At 63.2% G+C, this 14682-nt stretch carries 22 protein-coding genes; 11 read left to right on the top strand and 11 right to left on the bottom strand.

Features of this window, described 5'->3' with window-relative positions:
• Positions 1 to 4 precede the first annotated feature (4 nt).
• The 9 genes from JEY66_RS17165 to JEY66_RS17125 all read left to right on the top strand — a co-directional run bounded on the left by JEY66_RS17165 (position 5) and on the right by JEY66_RS17125 (position 5575).
• On the top strand, positions 5 to 475 hold the full coding sequence (locus JEY66_RS17165; RefSeq protein ID WP_018272559.1) for a hypothetical protein: 471 nt from the start codon (positions 5 to 7) through the stop codon (positions 473 to 475).
• Positions 475 to 801 carry a hypothetical protein gene (locus tag JEY66_RS17160; protein WP_018272560.1) on the top strand — a complete coding sequence of 109 codons (327 nt, stop codon included), beginning with the start codon at positions 475 to 477 and terminating at the stop codon, positions 799 to 801. The genes JEY66_RS17165 and JEY66_RS17160 overlap by 1 nt, the downstream gene beginning before the upstream one ends.
• Positions 794 to 985 carry a hypothetical protein gene (locus JEY66_RS17155; protein WP_141382027.1) on the top strand — a complete coding sequence of 64 codons (192 nt, stop codon included), beginning with the start codon at positions 794 to 796 and terminating at the stop codon, positions 983 to 985. The genes JEY66_RS17160 and JEY66_RS17155 overlap by 8 nt, the downstream gene beginning before the upstream one ends.
• A complete protein-coding gene (locus JEY66_RS17150) occupies positions 982 to 1815 on the top strand; it encodes a phosphoadenosine phosphosulfate reductase domain-containing protein (RefSeq protein ID WP_018272561.1) in 834 nt (277 codons plus the stop codon). Before JEY66_RS17155 ends, JEY66_RS17150 begins: the two co-directional genes overlap by 4 nt.
• A 665-nt stretch (positions 1816 to 2480) precedes the next feature.
• Positions 2481 to 2792, top strand: a complete 312-nt coding sequence (locus JEY66_RS17145) for a hypothetical protein (RefSeq protein ID WP_018272562.1) — start codon at positions 2481 to 2483, stop codon at positions 2790 to 2792.
• 252 nt (positions 2793 to 3044) lie between these two features.
• Positions 3045 to 4040 carry a tyrosine-type recombinase/integrase gene (locus tag JEY66_RS17140; protein WP_018272563.1) on the top strand — a complete coding sequence of 332 codons (996 nt, stop codon included), beginning with the start codon at positions 3045 to 3047 and terminating at the stop codon, positions 4038 to 4040.
• A 198-nt stretch (positions 4041 to 4238) separates the two neighbouring features.
• The gene (locus JEY66_RS17135) at positions 4239 to 4673 is read left to right on the top strand and encodes a hypothetical protein (protein WP_038376391.1); all 435 of its coding nucleotides are present in this window, start codon (positions 4239 to 4241) and stop codon (positions 4671 to 4673) included.
• A gap of 96 nt (positions 4674 to 4769) precedes the next feature.
• Positions 4770 to 5063, top strand: coding sequence for a hypothetical protein (locus tag JEY66_RS17130; RefSeq protein WP_026193017.1), 294 nt, complete (start codon positions 4770 to 4772; stop codon positions 5061 to 5063).
• A gap of 191 nt (positions 5064 to 5254) precedes the next feature.
• Positions 5255 to 5575 carry a hypothetical protein gene (locus JEY66_RS17125; RefSeq protein ID WP_018272564.1) on the top strand — a complete coding sequence of 107 codons (321 nt, stop codon included), beginning with the start codon at positions 5255 to 5257 and terminating at the stop codon, positions 5573 to 5575.
• A gap of 30 nt (positions 5576 to 5605) precedes the next feature.
• Here JEY66_RS17125 and JEY66_RS17120 read toward each other — a convergent pair whose 3' ends face one another.
• The 6 genes from JEY66_RS17120 to JEY66_RS17095 form a co-directional block, all read right to left on the bottom strand.
• Positions 5606 to 6103, bottom strand: coding sequence for a GNAT family N-acetyltransferase (locus tag JEY66_RS17120; RefSeq protein ID WP_016846744.1), 498 nt, complete (start codon positions 6101 to 6103; stop codon positions 5606 to 5608).
• A gap of 34 nt (positions 6104 to 6137) precedes the next feature.
• The gene (locus JEY66_RS17115) at positions 6138 to 6569 is read right to left on the bottom strand and encodes a DUF1801 domain-containing protein (RefSeq protein ID WP_018272565.1); all 432 of its coding nucleotides are present in this window, start codon (positions 6567 to 6569) and stop codon (positions 6138 to 6140) included.
• A gap of 38 nt (positions 6570 to 6607) precedes the next feature.
• A complete protein-coding gene (locus JEY66_RS17110) occupies positions 6608 to 6835 on the bottom strand; it encodes a hypothetical protein (RefSeq protein WP_016846746.1) in 228 nt (75 codons plus the stop codon).
• 44 nt (positions 6836 to 6879) lie between these two features.
• Positions 6880 to 7311 carry an SRPBCC family protein gene (locus JEY66_RS17105; RefSeq protein ID WP_016846747.1) on the bottom strand — a complete coding sequence of 144 codons (432 nt, stop codon included), beginning with the start codon at positions 7309 to 7311 and terminating at the stop codon, positions 6880 to 6882.
• Positions 7308 to 7631, bottom strand: a complete 324-nt coding sequence (locus tag JEY66_RS17100; RefSeq protein WP_016846748.1) for an ArsR/SmtB family transcription factor — start codon at positions 7629 to 7631, stop codon at positions 7308 to 7310. Before JEY66_RS17100 ends, JEY66_RS17105 begins: the two co-directional genes overlap by 4 nt.
• 305 nt (positions 7632 to 7936) lie before the next feature.
• Positions 7937 to 8878, bottom strand: a complete 942-nt coding sequence (locus JEY66_RS17095; RefSeq protein ID WP_259171291.1) for a transposase — start codon at positions 8876 to 8878, stop codon at positions 7937 to 7939.
• 585 nt (positions 8879 to 9463) lie between these two features.
• Between JEY66_RS17095 and JEY66_RS17090 the strand changes: the two genes are divergently transcribed.
• Complete coding sequence (locus JEY66_RS17090; protein WP_018272566.1) at positions 9464 to 10228, top strand: carbonic anhydrase; 765 nt, start codon at positions 9464 to 9466, stop codon at positions 10226 to 10228.
• 199 nt (positions 10229 to 10427) lie between these two features.
• On the opposite strand, the gene JEY66_RS17085 is transcribed toward JEY66_RS17090, so the two are convergent.
• The 4 genes from JEY66_RS17085 to JEY66_RS17070 form a co-directional block, all read right to left on the bottom strand.
• Positions 10428 to 11213 (bottom strand): 2-keto-4-pentenoate hydratase, encoded by a 786-nt coding sequence (locus JEY66_RS17085; RefSeq protein ID WP_016846750.1) that lies wholly within the window; start codon positions 11211 to 11213, stop codon positions 10428 to 10430.
• Between the two features lie 205 nt (positions 11214 to 11418).
• Positions 11419 to 12225, bottom strand: coding sequence for a phytanoyl-CoA dioxygenase family protein (locus JEY66_RS17080; protein ID WP_018272567.1), 807 nt, complete (start codon positions 12223 to 12225; stop codon positions 11419 to 11421).
• 238 nt (positions 12226 to 12463) lie between these two features.
• Positions 12464 to 12829, bottom strand: a complete 366-nt coding sequence (dksA, locus tag JEY66_RS17075; protein ID WP_170991616.1) for an RNA polymerase-binding protein DksA — start codon at positions 12827 to 12829, stop codon at positions 12464 to 12466.
• Positions 12830 to 13039: 210 nt separating this feature from the next.
• Positions 13040 to 13651, bottom strand: coding sequence for an NAD(P)-dependent oxidoreductase (locus JEY66_RS17070; RefSeq protein ID WP_018272568.1), 612 nt, complete (start codon positions 13649 to 13651; stop codon positions 13040 to 13042).
• A gap of 104 nt (positions 13652 to 13755) precedes the next feature.
• On the opposite strand from JEY66_RS17070, the gene JEY66_RS17065 reads away from it, so the two are divergent.
• On the top strand, positions 13756 to 14142 hold the full coding sequence (locus JEY66_RS17065) for a winged helix-turn-helix transcriptional regulator (protein WP_016846755.1): 387 nt from the start codon (positions 13756 to 13758) through the stop codon (positions 14140 to 14142).
• A 57-nt stretch (positions 14143 to 14199) separates the two neighbouring features.
• Here JEY66_RS17065 and JEY66_RS17060 read toward each other — a convergent pair whose 3' ends face one another.
• Complete coding sequence (locus JEY66_RS17060) at positions 14200 to 14613, bottom strand: flagellar assembly protein FliX (protein ID WP_018272569.1); 414 nt, start codon at positions 14611 to 14613, stop codon at positions 14200 to 14202.
• Between the last annotated feature and the right edge of the window lie 69 nt (positions 14614 to 14682).

Raw genomic sequence — 14682 nt, 5'->3', positions numbered from 1 at the left:
CCCGGTGAGGCATCCCATCGAAACTCTTTGGCGCGAAGTCGGCTTGCCGGAATACTTCCTCGGCAACGACGGTAGCAACACCAAGCTCTATGCGCTGTACGACGCGATCCTTGCTCGCTCCTCCGAGCGGACCGAGGCAGCCCGCATCATTGAAATGATCGACTTCCTTCGCAGCGAGGAAGGCGATTGCGTCACCATCTTATGCGACAATCCGGATTTCAACGGGCAGCCAAATTGCGCGGTTGAATGCAACGGCGAATGGACCAGATGGCTGCATCGTCGGTACACGGGCGACACGATCTCCGATGCGCTCAGTGCGGCGTGGCTCGAATGCACCCAGATCCGCGCGGCAATCGAGGCTGGGCAGAAGTGGTGGTCCAGCACCAACGAATGCCCGTCCTGTAAGCAACAATATACCGATGGCGAGACATGCAAGGCCGGTCGCGGCGGTTGCCCGATGGGAGGAGACTTCTGATGCCGACGACACACTTCTACGAAACATCGTTCCAGATCGGCGACAAGATAGTGCTGATCTTCGCTGAATATACCTTCAGCGCCGGCAGCCCAGCCCACTATGGCTCGTTGTCATACGAGGGACATCCCGCAGAACCGGCCGAGATCGAGTTCGTGAAGGTCGAGTTGAACACGACTGACATCGATCACAAGACGGCCAAGGCTGAGAACTACTTCCCCGCGCCTGACTGGCTCTACACGATCCTGCATAGCGACGATGCCATCTATCAGGATATTTGCAGCCAGGACCACACCTACTATCCCGAATACGAGTACGACGATGATTGACCGCAGCGAAAGAGCCGCACATTTGGGTATGACCGAAGCCGAGTATGATGACCTTCAAATCTGGTTGCGTCACGGTCGCATCGGAGTTGGCAGAACTTACCAGCAAGAGGTCGAGCGATCCCGCAGGATTGAAGCGGAACGCATGCGCACTGTTGTCTCTGGATCAACGGAGGGCGGCGAATGACGCAGCCAATCAACTGCGTTGTGTTCTTCTCTGGTGGTGCCGCTTCTTGGGCTGCTGGGAAGCTCGCCGTCGAGAAATACGGCCGAGATAAAACAACGCTCCTGTTCACCGACACTTTGATTGAGGACGCAGACCTTTATCGGTTCTTGGACGAGGCCGCCGCTAATATCGACGCTCCACTTGTCCGGCTGGCCGATGGCCGCACACCTTGGCAGATTTTCCGGGATGAGAAGATCATCGGCAACAGCCGAATTGACCCCTGCTCCAAGATCCTAAAGCGCAAGCTTTCGGAACGCTGGCTCAAGGAGAATCGCGACCCGGCTACGACCGCGTTAGTATTCGGCATTGATTGGACCGAAAAGCACCGTTTTGATGATGGCGAGGGGCGCGGCGTCAAGAACCGTTACGCTCGGCTTGGATGGCCCCACGTTGAGGCGTTGTTGACCCTCTCCCCGCTGATGGCGAAGTGGGATGTCATGGCTTGGCTCAAGCGGGAAGGCCTCCAGCGCCCGCGCCTGTACGACCTTGGCTTTGCTCATAACAACTGTGGTGGTGCCTGCGTCAAGGCCGGCAAGGGCCATTGGGCGCACCTTCTGCGGACGCTGCCTGCCATCTATGCAGACTGGGAACGCGAGGAAGAGGCGTTCAACGACTCCCGCCCCGAGCGCCGCCCCCAAACAATCCTCCGCGACCAGTTTGATGACGACAGGCCAACCCTACCGGTTTCTCTGCGAGAGTTTCGCAGACGCATCGAGGCCGGAGCACAGATCGATATGTTTGATGTTGGCGGCTGCGACTGCTTTTTCCCCGAACAAGAGGCCGCCGAATGATTAGCGAGATGTATCGTTGTCCCTGCGGGGACTGGGAACGAACACCGGCTTGGTTGTTTTGGAAGCCCCCGTTTCGCCGCGCGCTCTACGCTTGGTGGAACATCGGCGGCGGCTTTGACGGGTGGGAGTACAGCGCTCTTGTCTCTTCATCGGGTACGGAGGGCGGCAAGTGAGGGTCTATTACTACAATCACGCGCCCCTAGGATGGGTCATTGTTTGCGCGCGTGGCTCCGCGCCCGGCCGGCTCAGTCCGATTTGGGCTCAGACATCCGCCAGCGTTTGGCATGTGCCGGGCACCGTTGATTTTGATGAGGTCGAGGCGGACGATGCCTAACGAACATATTGAAGAATGGAAGCGTTTCGCGGCTCAGTACATGGAATGGGTGAACTTCAATTTTGATCGGATCGTCGCCGACGTAATTAAAAAATATTCCGCTGGAGGTGTCTGTGGCTAGCTATCCTCATATGTGCCGAGACGATCACATAGAAATCGGTCACGCCTATAGTGGCGACGATGAGCGTTGCCCTCTTTGCCAAGCGATGTCCGCCCTTCAGCAAATCAGAGACGAAGCAGCTACGATGCCCAACGGGGGCGCATGGGCCGCAGGCATCGCAACTCTGTGCTTGGCGACTATCCCAGCTGTTGTGTCCGGAGTTGCGAAGCCATGACCGAAGCGGAGCGAAATGCGCTGATCGAGGAATGCGCGGTCGCGGCCGAGGCGCAGGACCGTGAGGGCTACGAATGGGTCCACAATAGCCTTTGGGCCAAGATCCTGCTCCGCGCAGGCAACAATGTTCGGCTGCTTAAGACGCGGCCAATCACCAAGCGCGGCACCGAGCTGAGCGTCCTTCGCCAAGCCATCATCGACAACACCCACGGCGACCTCTTCTGGATCGGCGAAATCCTTCTGAATGAACTGGAGAAGGAAACCGGTTTTGGCGCTCATGTGGGATCACCATCGCCGGGGGAAAAGTGAAAATATTTTTGCGCACTCTCGGCGTAACACCGGGCTTTGACTAAAGCGGCTCTTTTTCGGATTATCAGTTCGGAGTAGACTGTTCGTTATGACACTACCAGCACTTTACAAGCCGGAAGAAGTCGCCGAGCGGCTGGGCATTGCAGAGCGCCGCGTTCGTGAGCGCGCTCGCAGCCTTGGCACCTGTTTGATTATGGGCAATCGTATGGCCCTCACCGAAGACGATGTTTTAGCCATCATGGAGTCATTCCGATGCCGCTCAAGGTCTACAAGAGGGGCGAAGTCTACTGGTACAGCGGGACGATTGCCGGCGAACGGATACGCCGGTCTGCTGGCACTGCGAGCAAAGAAATCGCACAGCAAATCGCCAACCGCGAAGAAGCCCGAGCTTGGAAACGTGATCTCCATGGCCCCGAAGCAGTCCTGACCTTCGCTGACGCTGCCTTCCTGTATCGCAGCGCAGGCAAGCCCACACGATTCCTGGAGCGCGTCGAGGATCACTGGAAAGAGACGCTGGTGAAGGACATCACGCCCGGCGCCATTCGGCAGGCTGCCCAAACCGTCTACCCCAAGGCAGCCGCCGCGACGCGGAATAGGCAGTTCATTGTCCCGACGCAGGCGATCATCAACCATTCCGCCGAACTCGAGCATTGCCCCTTCATCAAGGTCAAGCGATTCAAGGTCGAGAAGAAGGAAAAGGACCCCGTGACCTGGCAGTGGGTCGAGACATTCGCGGCAGCCAATAAGCCGCATCTCGGGGCGCTGGCCATGCTCATGTTCCTGACGGGCGCCAGGATCTCCGAGGCGCTGGCAGTGACGTGGAAGGACATTGACCTCCGCAAGCGAACGGTGCTGCTCAAGATGGGCAAGCGCGGCGGCGACGAGCGGACGGCCCATCTGCCCCAACCGTTGTTCCTGGCGATCGCCAACCTACCGCGGGACCGGAAACCGTTCCGATACCGCAGCAGGAACGGCATAGACAAGATCTGGCGCAACGCCTGCAAACGGGCCGGCCTCAAGGTTCTGATGCCTCACGCCGGCCGCCACGGCTTTGCAACCGCTATGCTGCACGCCGGCTACGACCCCGTCACGGTGGCCGAGCATGGCGGCTGGAAGTCCGCCCGACACGTTTTCGAGACCTACGGCCACGCCAATAAGGACAAGACGATCACGGACAAAATTGCCACGCCATTGGTACAGTCCGAGACCGGAATTCAAGAAACGCCTGCAAAATCGAAACAACTTTAACGCGCCATTGCCCCTGGCGAGGGCTGTGGCTTGGTGGCGTGCGCCGGCGCGGTCGCCGCGCGCAGTCCGATACCGCTTCACGAAAGTCGCGCCATCGCCTTGTCGGTTCGTTAACCCTCGCAGCAGCGCACAGTGGAAGTCCCGGCGCTTGCAACGTAGGGAGACGACAACGCAGGGTTTTCTGTTTGTATGACGGTCATGCAAAGAGACGGAAAATATGCGGCGTGGTTCCGGACGCCGCGGGGCGAAGGCACCGGAATAGTCCAGCTCGCAAATGGCAGGATCTCGGGCGGCGACGCCATGTTCACCTATGGCGGCACCTATCAGCTCGATCAGGACCGCTTCACGGCGACCCTGACGACGCACCGCTATGCCGACGGTCCGTTCACCACCGTGTTCGGATGCGACGAGGTCGAGGCGCAGCTGACCGGCTCGTTCAACGGCAACCGGGCGGTGTGCTCGGGCACGGCCAAGCAGGCCCCCGGCGTGCTGTTCGAAGCCACGCTGTTTCTGCAGCAGCAGGAGCCGGAGCCCGCCCCCGGCCCAAGGACCACGACAACGCGCGCGGGTGTGGCGAGGCTGCCGAAGCTGCCCGACCGGCGCACGACGGTCGTGAGCAGGCGCTTCAGCTAATCCGTCCGCAATCCCGATGGCGTCGCCACCCGGTCCGGCGTACGATCGCGCATGCGCGAAGCGCAGCCCGATCGATGCAGCCGGAAGGAGGAACGCATGTATGCCGCCATCCGTCACGCCAAGGCGAAGACTGGTAGCGCCGAGGAACTCGCGCGCCGGATCAAGGAAGGCGCAATCCCGATCATCAGCGACGTCGAAGGCTTCATGGCCTATTACGTGGTCTATGCCGGCGACGATACGGTCACCGCGATCAGCGTCTTCAACAACCATGCCGGCGCCGAAGAGGCCAACCGCCGTGCACTGGCCTGGATCGACGACAATCTCGGTCCATTGCTGGTCGGCCAGGCCACGGCAGTCGCCGGTCCCGTGATCGTGCACACCATAGCCTGAAGGCCGCAACCGCGGTGGCGGGCCCGGTGATCGTGCACACCACGCCCGGCAAACTTCACCCGGCAGAAGCTGCCCGCGGCGCGTCGGGCGCGCGCATGGCGGCGCCGCGATCCCTTTGAAATCACAGCTGCAACGGATGGCACGCCATTTGCTCCGCGATTGCAGCATTGCAATGGGGACTGCGCGCGCAGATGACGTCGATCTCGGCCCTTGGATCGGTCACCGCCAGCATGACGACTGGCACATTGAAGAAGCCGCTGACCGCCCACGCCACCGGCGGCAGCTCGCTCGGCGACACCGCCGAGCAGAAGTTTCTCAAATATGCGCAGATGAGCCCGATGGACCGGATGCGTGCGAACATCCTCAAAAGCATGGGCATGTCGGAAGAAGACCTCAAGAACATGACGCCGGATCAGCGCGCCGCGGTCGAGCAGAAGATCAAGGAGCTGATCGAGCAGGCGTTCCAGAAGAACGCCGGCAAGGCCGGTCAGGCGGTCGACATCTCGGCCTAGCCTGGCTGCGCGCGAGGGCGACGGCCGCATTCACGCGTCGGGCCTGTCGCTCAGGACAATCAAGACCTTGCCGCCGAAGTCGTATCGCGCAACCTCGCGCATGCCGAGTCGCAGATGCGCCTTGAGCGAGCGCGGGTTGTCTTCCCTGATGAAGAGGATTGCCTCGCGGCCGGGGAACGTCGCCTGAAGCTTGGCGTATAACGCCTCCAGAACGCCAAGGCCGCGCGCGTCCCGCGAGACGCACACCGGACCATAGACATACGCATCTGCCTGCCCTGGCCAGGCCTTCAGCATGGCCTGCACCGGCGGCGCCTCGTCATATCCCTTCTCCGACGTCAGGAGCGCGCCGAGCAACCTGCCCTCATCATCGGTCGCGACGACGATCGGCTGCCCGTTTGCAATGCGCGTCTCGATCGCCTCGCGCGGCCATTGCCCGAGCAGCATGCCGCCGCGGTCGCCGCCGTTGGCCGTCAGCAGCGCGGAGATGGAGTCCGCGTCCGGCGATGTGGCGAGCCTGGTCTTGATCATCTCGGACGGATCGCGAGCACCATGGCGGGGCAGCTCACGCCTTCTTCTTCGCGGTCGCGCGGGTACCGGCGGCCTTCTTCGCAGGCTTCTTCGCGGATTTCCTGGATTTGGCGTGGTTGAGCTCGATCGCGGCACGAATGAGCGTCTTCAGCGCAGGGGCGTTGACCTTGTCGCCCTCGAACAGATCGATCGCGCGCCGCGCATTGCCCTCGAAGCCGGTGTTGAACAGTTTGTCGGGGTCCGGCAGCTGCGCGCCATACATGAAGGTCAGCTTGACCTTGCCCTTGTGGGCGTTGCCGACCGCGATGATCCCGTCGCGCGACCACACCGGGCTGCCCATCCACTTCCACTCCTCGATGATCTCAGGATCGGCGGCGAGGATGCTCTTGCGCAGGCTGGCGAGCGTCTTGCCGCGCCAGTCGGTGAGATCCTCGATCATCCGGTCGATACGTTCCGATGCCGTCATTATTCTCGCCTCGCGTTCCGACCTCCATGCAACCACACTCAGGACGCCGAGGTCGAGCCTTTCGCGATCCGCCGCGGCGACAGATAAGGCAACGCGAACAGATAAAGGCCGCTAAGCAGCATCAAGATCAGCGGGAACAGCGCCAGCAAGCCGATCCAGACCGCCTGCTGCTGCAGGACCATCGCGACGATGTTGATGATGACGGCGACCGTGAAGGCGATCGAGAGCCAGCGGTGCGATTGCCGGATCCAGTTGTTCCAGTTCAATGTGACCTCCTGTTGGATGAATGTTGTGAGTTCGCGAGCGCGCCTCACTCCGGCCGCGCCATCAGCTGATCGAGATTCTCGAGGAACTGCTTCCATCCGGCATGGGCGCCGCCATAGGCCTGCTTCTGATGCGGCTGGAAGCCGGACTGCTCGACGCGCAAATGGGTGCCGGTGGCCGTCGGCGTCAGCGTGAAGACCACGACGCTCTCGAGATTGTAGGCGGCATCCGCATGCGCGAAATTCCATGTGTAGGACAGCGTCTTGTACGGCTCCACGGTGAGCACCTTGCAGTCCAGCACGCCGCCCCACTCGCCGCGCAGGTTGAAGCTGTGCCCGACCTCGGGCTTGAAATCGTTTTTCATCAGCCACTCCTCCATCAGATGCGGTTGGGTCAGCGCGCGCCAGAGCTTTTCCGGCGGATGAGGAAACTCACGCTCGACGATCGCGGAACGCGTTTCAGCGGTGGTCTTGTTCATTGGTCCATCCTTTTGAGGAGATCTTCGAGGTGGTCGAACCGGTTCTGCCAGAAGCCCGCCATCTGGCTGGTCCAGTCGATCAGCGGCGCCAGCGCGCCGAGTTGCGCGCTGTAATGGGTCTGCCTGCCTTCATGGCGGTCGCGCACCAGCCCGGCCTGCTTCAGCACACCGAGATGCTTCGACACCGCCGGCTGCGAAATCCTGGCGCGGGCCGTCAGGGCGCCGACGGTCTGCTCGCCCTCGCGGCACAGGCGCTCGAAGATGGCCCGGCGGGTCGGGTCTGCAAGGGTTCGAAACAGGATGTCGTGAGCGTCTGGCATTTGCGATCAATAACCCGTTGGTTATGATTTAACGTATAACCAGCCAGCTATGGATGAGTCAACCGGAAACTTCGGCGGTGCGGCCGTGGCCGCGCTAGCTGGGGTTTCTTCGGCTCAATCGTACAACAAGACCACCCGGGCCTCTCATAACCCGCGGGTTATCCGGTGGCGCCGATGTCGGCCCGTCGGGCAACTCAGGGCGGCACGAAGAGCAAAGCTCGGGCAAATCATCTCGCGAGAATGCGAAGCTTTGAGCACCGACAGCGCAACACACTCAGTGTCGTCCCGGCGCAGGCCGGCAACTGTTATGTTGGTTTGGTCTGCAGGTACGGCTTTCGGTCTCGCATCATGGCATTGAGGACCGTGAGCAGCTTCCTGGCGACGGCGATGAGGGCGAGCTTGGCTGGTTTTCCGGCCTGTCGCAGTCGTGCATAGAAGGCCTTGAACGGATCAGCTCTGCGAACTGCGTTGAGGGCCGCCATATAGAGGGCGTCACGAACGCGCTTTCGGCCGCCCGCAATCTTGCGCTTGCCGCGGAAGGTGCCGCTGTCGACGTTGAAGGGAGCAAGGCCAGCGAGCGCTGCGAGTTGTTTCGGTCCGACCCGCCCGAGTTCCGGCATCTGCGCGATGAGCTGCATGCAGGCCACGGGACCCACGCCGGGCAGCGAACGCATTAACTTCGCATCGTCCGCGATCTGCGCTTCGGCTTTAATCAATGCGCTGATGTCGGCCTCGATCTCGGCGATCTCGCTGTCGAGGACCTCGATGAGGCGGCCGATGCGTTCGGCCATGGCGCGATCGTCGGCCTCGCTGCGCCGGTTCTTCTCCTGGGCGCGCATGAGGACCAGCTGATCCCGCCGTTTTGCAAGCCTCGTCAAGGCGCCCCGTGCAGGATCGGCGACCTGCTCGGGGGCGGGCTGCATGGCCCGCGCAAAGGCCGCCAGCATCCGCGCATCGATCGGATCGGTCTTGGCGAGTAGGCCGCTGGCCCGTGCAAAGTCGCGGGCACGGGCCGGGTTGATCCGTGCGAACTGGATCCCGGCCTGACGCAGCGCCTCGCGAAGCGCGAGGTCATAGATACCCGTCGCCTCGAAGACCACCAGCGCATCGCATTGCCAACGCGCCACCTGCTGTGTGATGGCCTGTGTCGCGTTGGCAATGCGCCTCGGCACGCCGTCAGCCTCATCAAAGATATCGAGGTGTTTCTTGGAGATGTCGATTCCGACGTAACGAAGAGCTATGATCACGGTGCCTGTCCCTGTGATGCGAGGTCTGTTGGTGCAGCCTCGTGCAACTGTTCAGGTTGATAGATGGAACGGGCGGGAGACCGAGCCGGCTCACGGCGTCAAGCGCCAAGGACCCAACGGCTTCCCGCCCACCCTCATCCTGACACACTTCCAAGACACAGGGACCCATAACCACCGAAGCAAATTGTTAAGCGCTGTTGCAATGACGAGTCCCGCCTACGATGTCCGCCGCGGCGTATGGGTCCGGCCTTCGCCGGGACGACGCATGCAGAGAGCCGCAACGCACAACGCGAATACCGTCATGCCGGCGCAAGGGCTTCGCCTTTGCCGCTGGAGATGCGAGCGCAGCGAGCCTCGAAGGATGGCGTCGATCCTTCAAGTTGCGCGGAGCCTGTCATCGGGCCGCGCTTCGCGCGGAAACGTTGGCGCGCCTCAGGATGACGGTTCTGCTGGTTTCGCAGAGACGACAGCGAACTTGATGGCTCCGAGCGCGCGAAACCACATCGTTGCGGTGGCACAGCGCATGATCTACAACCTTTGCACGGACGCGATTGCTATTCCCGGATAATTTTACGGAGATTTTTGATGTGCCAGCTTTGCGAAATCGCAGCTCCCACCCAGACCTCCCGGCGCCGCTTCCTCGCTGCCGCGGCCTGCACCGCCGCCAGCCTCGCCCTCGCGCCGCCGGTTTCCGCCAAGGAAACCAAATCGCCGCCGAAGCCGCAGAATGTGCTGGCGCCGGACGCGGCGCTGGACCGGCTGGTCAAGGGCAATCTCCGCTATGTCGAAGGCGTCTCGCGGCGGCATGATTTCAAGCACGAGCGCGAGGCGCTGGCCGGCGGACAGAATCCGTTCGCCGGCATCCTGAGTTGCGCGGACTCCCGCATCGCACCGGAATACGCGTTCGACACCGGCCGCGGCGATCTGTTCGTCTGCCGCGTCGCCGGCAATTTCGCCAGCGACGAGACCATCGCGAGCCTGGAATATGCATCGGCCGTGCTCAACGTGCCGCTGTTCATGGTGCTCGGCCACGACAGCTGCGGGGCGGTCGACGCCGCCATCAGGTCGCTAAAGGACAACACCACCCTGCCCGGCCATCTGCCCTCGCTGGTCAATGCGATCGCACCGGCGGTGAAGGCGACCGAGGGCAAGGGAGGCGACCGGCTCGCCAACGCCATCAGGCAGAACGTCATCGACAACGTCGCGAAGCTGAAATCGGCGACGCCGATCCTCAGCGCCGCGGTCGATCAGGGCAAGCTCAGGGTGGTCGGCGCGGTCTATCGGCTGACCGACGGCAAGGTCGAGCTGGTCACCGACGCCAAAACGGCCGGCGATGTGAAAGTCAGGTGAACATCGCACTCGGTGTCGTCCCTGCGAAAGCAGGCGAAAGCCGGACCCATACTCCGCGGCGGCCGTCGTGAACCGCGCTCGTCGTTCCGGCGCCGTGCAACAATCAGCACTCGTGGTTATGGGTCCCTGCTCCCGTGCGCAATTGCGCACTAGGCAGGAACGACATCTTTATGTGGCGGCAAGCTCGCCCAACGTCGCCTCAGGTGAAGGTCGCTTCCACCTTGCCGAGACCGTCGAGCTCCATCACGACCGTGTCGCCCGCCTTCAGCCACACCGTCTTGACCAGGCTGCCGGTCAGCACGATCTGGCCGGCGTGCAGGCCACGGCCTTCAGTGGCGAGATGATTGGCGAGCCAGGCGAGCGCGTTGTGGGGATGCCCGAGCACGTCGGCGCCGGTGCCGCGGCCTTCTTCCTTGCCGTTGACGATCGCGCGTCCCGCGACCGCGCGCAGATCGGGCATGTTGATGCGAGGCACCGCCTCCCCGAGCACGCAGCCCGCGGCGAAGAAGTCGTCGGCAATGAGCGTCGGCGCACCCAGCGTCTCCCATTTGACGTAGCGGTCGTCAACGATCTCGATCGCGGGATAGTAGGCATCGATCGCTTCCGCGACCCATTCGGCGGTGAACGGCGCCTCGCTGGGAGCGAGATCGCGGGCGAGCCGCACCGCGATCTCGCACTCGACGCCGACATGGACGAACTCGGCCGCCGGCAGCTGCACGCCGCTGTCATGCACGACCTTCTCGAACACACCACCACCGCAGGGGTGCGGGATGTTGATATATTCCTGCATCACCGCGCTGGTGCAGCCGATCTTGTAGCCGACGAGGCTGCCCACGTGTGGCTGCATCAGAGCGTGCAGCGCGTACTGCACCTGATAGCCTTCGGCCTCGTCGCGCGGCACGACGTCCTTCGGAAGCGCCTTGAGCGGCGCCCGGCTGCGACGCGCGCTGGCGATCGCCTTTGCGGCCGCGAGGACCCGATCCATCTGCGCAGCCTCCCTGGTGTTCTCGGCGGCGCGGTGGCGCCTCCGTCTGCTCGCTGCAATTCAGCACTCGCCGACGCGTCTGGCAAGCACGCTGGACGGGAGCTGCCGTCAGGCCTTGACGAGGCCGAGCCGGATCAGGCTCTTCGCGGTCGCGACGATCATCTCCTCATTGCCGCGCGGGCGCCAGCCGAGCAGGTGCTGCGCCTCACCCCATGCCAAGCGCCTGCCGGATCGCGATCTCGACCGGCGAATACGCACCATCCGCACGTTCCAGCCGGTACGGCTCGCCGGCAACGAGCGACGGCTGGGCCATGAAGCGCGGCGTCGTGCCGCGATGCTTCTGCGCGGCATGCACCAGCAACGGATGACACAGATAGACCGTGCCGGCCTCACCGGTCGCGAGCGCGACCTCGCAGTCGGCGCCGACATCGTCGAGCACCATGCGTGCGCGCCCGGCTTCGCCCGCCGGCGCGAGGTAGCGGGCCATCGGAAGGTGCGAGCCGACCCTGATCCGGGTCGGCGCGTCGTTCTCGCCGACGTCGGAGAACAGGAACAGCAGCAACAGCGCCCGGCCGCGCGAGACGACGTTGGCCCGCCAGGCGGAGAAGTCGCTGCGCTCGTTCGGGTCGCAATCGTGGCCGGGGAAGCTGACGTCGATGTGCCAGCCGGCATCGCCGGGATCGTCCGGATGCGGGAAGCGCACCGGAAAGGTTCCGATGTCGTCGCGCGGGCGCCAGCGGCCGGGACCGGCGATCTGATCGAACGCCCGGTGCAGCAGCGGCGTGTTGATCGCTTCGCGAAACGGCGTACCGCCGTAGCCCGGCAGCCGGATCACCGGTTGGGTCCAGGTCAAAGGGTCGTGCTCGCTGCACGGCAGATCACGCCACATGATGGCGCGTCCCAGGTCGGCGAGTTCCCGGGGAAAGGCGCTGTCGATCCGGACAAAGCCCTGTTGGATGAATTGCTCGATCTGCGCGCCGTCAAGCGCACGCGGGTCGTTTCGAGGGGTCATGATTGTCTCTCAAACTGTCGCCGGCCATCGCTGCTCCGCGATGCGCGGAACCTGACCGGCTCATTCGGTTTCACTGGAATCCCAGGAGCGAAAGCTCGTGGGGCCGCTCAGCGCTTCCATAAGGAAGCGGGATCAGCCCAGGAAAAACACCGAAGCGATGTTGAGAGTGCGTGTCATCATGGCGGCGCGAACGTACAACCGGTACGCGCCGGTAGCAATCCGTGGCGATCCGTCACCACTATTCGTCGCGATAGACCTTCTCGCGCTTCTCGTGGCGTTCCTGCGCCTCCACCGACAGCGTTGCGATCGGGCGGGCTTCGAGCCGCTTCAGCGAGATCGGTTCACCGGTCTCTTCGCAATAGCCGTAGGTGTTGTCTTCGATGCGCTGGAGTGCCGCGTCGATCTTGGAGATCAGCTTGCGCTGACGGTCGCGGGCACGAAGTTCGATCGCGCGGTCGGTTTCCGAGGACGCTCGGTCCGCGAGGTCGGGATGATTGACGTTCTCTTCCTGCAACGTCTGCAACGTGACCTTCGATTCGCGGAGGATCTCATCCTTCCAGGCCAGCAGCTTGGCGCGGAAATAATCGCGCTGCCGCTCATTCATGAAAGGCTCTTTTTCAGTCGGCCGGTAGTTCTTCAGCTTTTCCAAAGGCAGCCATGTCCCTGTCAGGCGGAGGGAACACAACCCCTCCGCGCGGCGCCTTATATAGCCACGTCATGTGACAGACAATATCTGCCACCGCGAAAGGCGGGCCGCCCCCAAGGCCTTGCACAGGCAAACTTATCCGCCCTGCCCGGGGACGGCCCTGCCCCCTCAATAACCGACCGTGAAACGCCGGCGGATATGGGCCGGACGCTCGATTTCGTCGGCGAGTGCAACTGCGAAATCCTCGAACGAGATCGAGCTTTTGCCGTCTGGGGCGGTCAGAAGCTGGTCGGTCCCGAGGCGGAACTTGCCGGTCCGCTCGCCGGCCACAAACAGCACCGAGGGCGACAAAAAGGTCCAGTTCAGGTCCTTCTCCTGGCGCAGCAGGTCGAGGAACTCAGCCCCCTTGGAGGCCTCGGCCCTGTATTGGGGCGGAAAGTTGGGGGTGGTCACCAGGCGGACCCCCGGCGCCACCTCGAGGCTGCCGGCGCCGCCGACCACGAGATAGCGGCCGACCCCGGATGCCTTGGCAGCCCCGATCAGCTTGGCGGGATCGCTGACCAGGAAATGGATCGAACTGATCGCGGCATCGTGGCCGACCCACAACGCGGCCAGGGCGGCCTGGTCGTTCGCGTCCCCCTTGCAGGCAGTGACATTGGGCACGCTGGCGATCTTCTCCGGGTTGCGGGCGATGGCGGTGACGGCGTGGCCACGGCGGGCGAGTTCCGCCGTGATGCGCGAGCCGGCCTGGCCGGACGCGCCGGCGATGGCGATCTTCATCTCAAGTCTCCGATTGATAGTTTCCAATGGTGACTAGGTAGCGAAATGGATGTAGGTGTGAAGAAGGCACTCTTGCCTCACCTGATCACGCCGGAGTAACCGCGATGAAAGCCACGAGCCTCAAGCCGGACGCCTATGCCGCCAATTGCCCGACGCGCCAGATCCTCGACCGGGTCGGCGACAAATGGGCGGTGCTGATCCTGCTGCTGCTGCGCGGCGAGCCGATGCGCTTCAACCAGCTTCGACGCGCCATCGAAGGCATCTCGCAGAAGATGCTGTCGCAGGTGCTGAAGAGCCTGGAGCGCGACGGGCTGCTGCGCCGCCGGGCGATCGCAACGGTGCCGGTGACGGTGGAGTATTCAATCACGCCGCTCGGATCGACGCTCGCCGAAGCGGTCGATCCGCTGCGCGACTGGGCCGAACAGAATCTGAAGGATGTGCTGGCTGCACAACGCCGCTACGACGCGCAGCGCAAGGCGCTGGCGGCCTGAGGCACCGGCGCCTGAAGGCACTGGCGGCGTGGGACAGGTGAGTTGATCGAGAGGAGCCTAGTATTGCCCGGCCTTGGCGAGTTCGACCTCGACGCGCAGTTCGATCTCGCCGAGCACGGCATCGAGGCCGGGGTCGCCGGAGGATTCCTTCAGGCTCGCCGCGGCGTCACGCAGCCGGTTCACCGTGGAGGAATCGAAATTGCCGGACAGCAGTCCGAGCTTGAGCGCATCGAGCACGTCGAGCGCGCCCTTGCCGCGGGCGACTGAGCGCTTGCGGCGTTCGGTCGGGTCCTCGACGCCTTGCAGCGCGAGCAGCGCATCGAGGCTGGCGGCGGCCTTCGGCGCCGCGGTGGAGCGAACTTCCTCCTGAGCGGTCGTCGCATCCGGCAACGAGAAGCCGCTCGACGAGGTGCGGCGCGTGGCGCCGGTGGACGTGCCAAGCGTGGTGCCGTTCGGTCCGTAGATGCGCATCGTCGTGATCCCGCAGGCCTGAATGGGCCGAGCATCGCCGTTTTATGGTTAACGGCGCGTAAACGACCC

The sequence above is a fragment of the Bradyrhizobium elkanii USDA 76 genome, from assembly GCF_023278185.1.
GTDB classification, from domain to species: domain Bacteria; phylum Pseudomonadota; class Alphaproteobacteria; order Rhizobiales; family Xanthobacteraceae; genus Bradyrhizobium; species Bradyrhizobium elkanii.
This window is presented reverse-complemented; position numbering and strand designations above follow the sequence as displayed.